This window comes from Streptomyces sp. LS1784, assembly GCF_020103755.1.
In the GTDB taxonomy this organism is placed as follows: domain Bacteria; phylum Actinomycetota; class Actinomycetes; order Streptomycetales; family Streptomycetaceae; genus Kitasatospora.
This window is the reverse complement of sequence record NZ_JAHSQD010000963.1, coordinates 1-1,851: the sequence shown is the minus strand read 5'-3', so window position 1 is coordinate 1,851 and position 1,851 is coordinate 1. Positions and strand designations below refer to the sequence as shown.

The window sequence follows — 1,851 nt, the reverse complement described above, 5'->3', positions numbered from 1 at the left end:
GCCGCTGACCGCGACCAGGACCAGCGGCGAGCCGGGTGCGGCCGGGGTGCGGGGCAGCCCGGAAGGGTGGCGCGCGGCGTTGCCGATCAGGGTGGTGCCGACCGCGGCACCCACCAGCGGCGTCCCGGCCGGGCGCTCCCGGGGCTCGCGCACGGGCGCGGTGAAGGTGGAACCGGCCTCGGCGGCGAGGTCGGTGAGCGTACGGCGAACGGCCAGGCGTATCGCGGCGACAGCGGGGTGAGGGCCCACGGCGGACGACTCCTCGACGGAGGGGGACAGGACTCGCGGCGGACGCGGCGGGAACCGCGCACCGCGTGAGCGCCCTGTTACCGGGCGCTCACAGATGGTGGCAGAAAGGAGCGACCCGCTACGCCACCCGCGCCACCGGTACGACCACCGTCCCACGTTCGGGTGAATGAAGAAACGCTTCTTCACCCGCCGTCTGCCTGATTGGACCACTCGTACGAGCGGGTTTGACCGACGCACGCCGCTTGCCGCCCGGCTCACGGCGCCTGCGGCACCACGGCGCGCTCAGCGGGCCACCCGGGCCACCCAGGCGGCCGGATCGTGGATCTCGTCCTTGGTCGGCAGGGTGTTCGGGGAGGTCCACACCCGGTTGAACCCCTCCATGCCGACCTGTTCCACCACGCCGCGCACGAACACCGCGCCGTCCTGGTACTGACGCAGCTTCGCGTCCATGCCGAGCATCCGGCGCAGCAGCAGGTCGAGCCGGTTGGCGCCGCGGTCCCGGCGCTGCTGGAACTTCTCCCGGATCTCGGCGACCGTCGGCACCACGGCCGGCCCGACGCCGTCCATCACCACGTCCGCGTGGCCCTCCAGCAGCGACATCACGGCCGTCAGCCGGCCGAGGATCTCGCGCTGCGCGGGCGACTGGACGATCTCCAACAGGTTCCCGGACGAGGCGCCCTCCCGGTTGCCGCCGCCCGGCAGGCCACCGAACGAACCCGCCGCGTCCCGCAGCCGCTCCAGCAGGGCGCCCGGGTCGACGTCCGTCTCGGCGAGGAAGGACTGCACCTCGGACTGGATGTGGTCGCGCAGCCACGGCACCGCGGTGAACTGCGTCCGGTGCGTCTCCTCGTGCAGACAGACCCAGAGCCGGAAGTCGGACGGGTCGACGTCCAGCTCCCGCTCGACGTGCACGATGTTCGGCGCCACCAGCAGCAGGCGGCCCGGCCCGGGGCCCTCCGGCCCCAGCCGCGGCTTGTCGAACAGCGCGGCCGGGGTGTCCGGCGCCTCCAGCGGCGGCTCGGCCGGGGCGAAGGTCTCGTACTGGCCCAGCACCTTGGTGGCCAGGAACGCCAGCAGCGCCCCGACCTCGATCCCGGTGGCCTTCTCGCCCACCGCACCGAACATCCCGGCCGTCGCGCTGTTCGCCCGACGCGCCTGGAGCTTCTCCACCAGCGGTTGGACGACCGTGCGGAAGCCCGCCACGTTGGCCCGGATCCACCCGGGGCGGTCCACCACCAGCACCGGCGTCGCCGCGGCCCGGGACAGGCTGGACGACCGCATGCCGGTGTACCCGCGCACGTGCTCCTCCGCCTCAAGGGCGTGCCGGCGCAGCTCGGCGACCACCGCCGCCGCTTCCTCCCGGCTCACGTCCGGTCCCGGCCGCACCAACCTGGTCGCGGTTGCGACCGCGAGGTTCCAGTCGACCATGTCAGCACCGCCACTCGCGCTCGTCATGCCCTCACCGTACGTGCTCCCCACCACCAACGGCAGCCACCTGCCGCGAACACCTTTCCCCCGACGGCCCGCGGCCCGGCTCGCCCAGCTCGCCCGACCCGCCCGGGGCGGTGACGGCGCTCGGCGCCGGGCGACCGGCAGCGGGCC

General features: G+C 74.2%; 1 protein-coding gene and 1 pseudogene. Both read right to left on the bottom strand.

The window, feature by feature from the left end; translation table 11 throughout:
• A pseudogene (locus KS423_RS44675) lies at window positions 1-249 on the bottom strand (tRNA lysidine(34) synthetase TilS); the annotation flags it as partial.
• A 282-nt stretch (window positions 250-531) separates the two neighbouring features.
• Window positions 532-1,704: a zinc-dependent metalloprotease gene (locus KS423_RS44670; protein ID WP_224285399.1), complete on the bottom strand. Its 1,173-nt coding sequence runs from the start codon at window positions 1,702-1,704 to the stop codon at window positions 532-534.
• Between the last annotated feature and the right edge of the window lie 147 nt (window positions 1,705-1,851).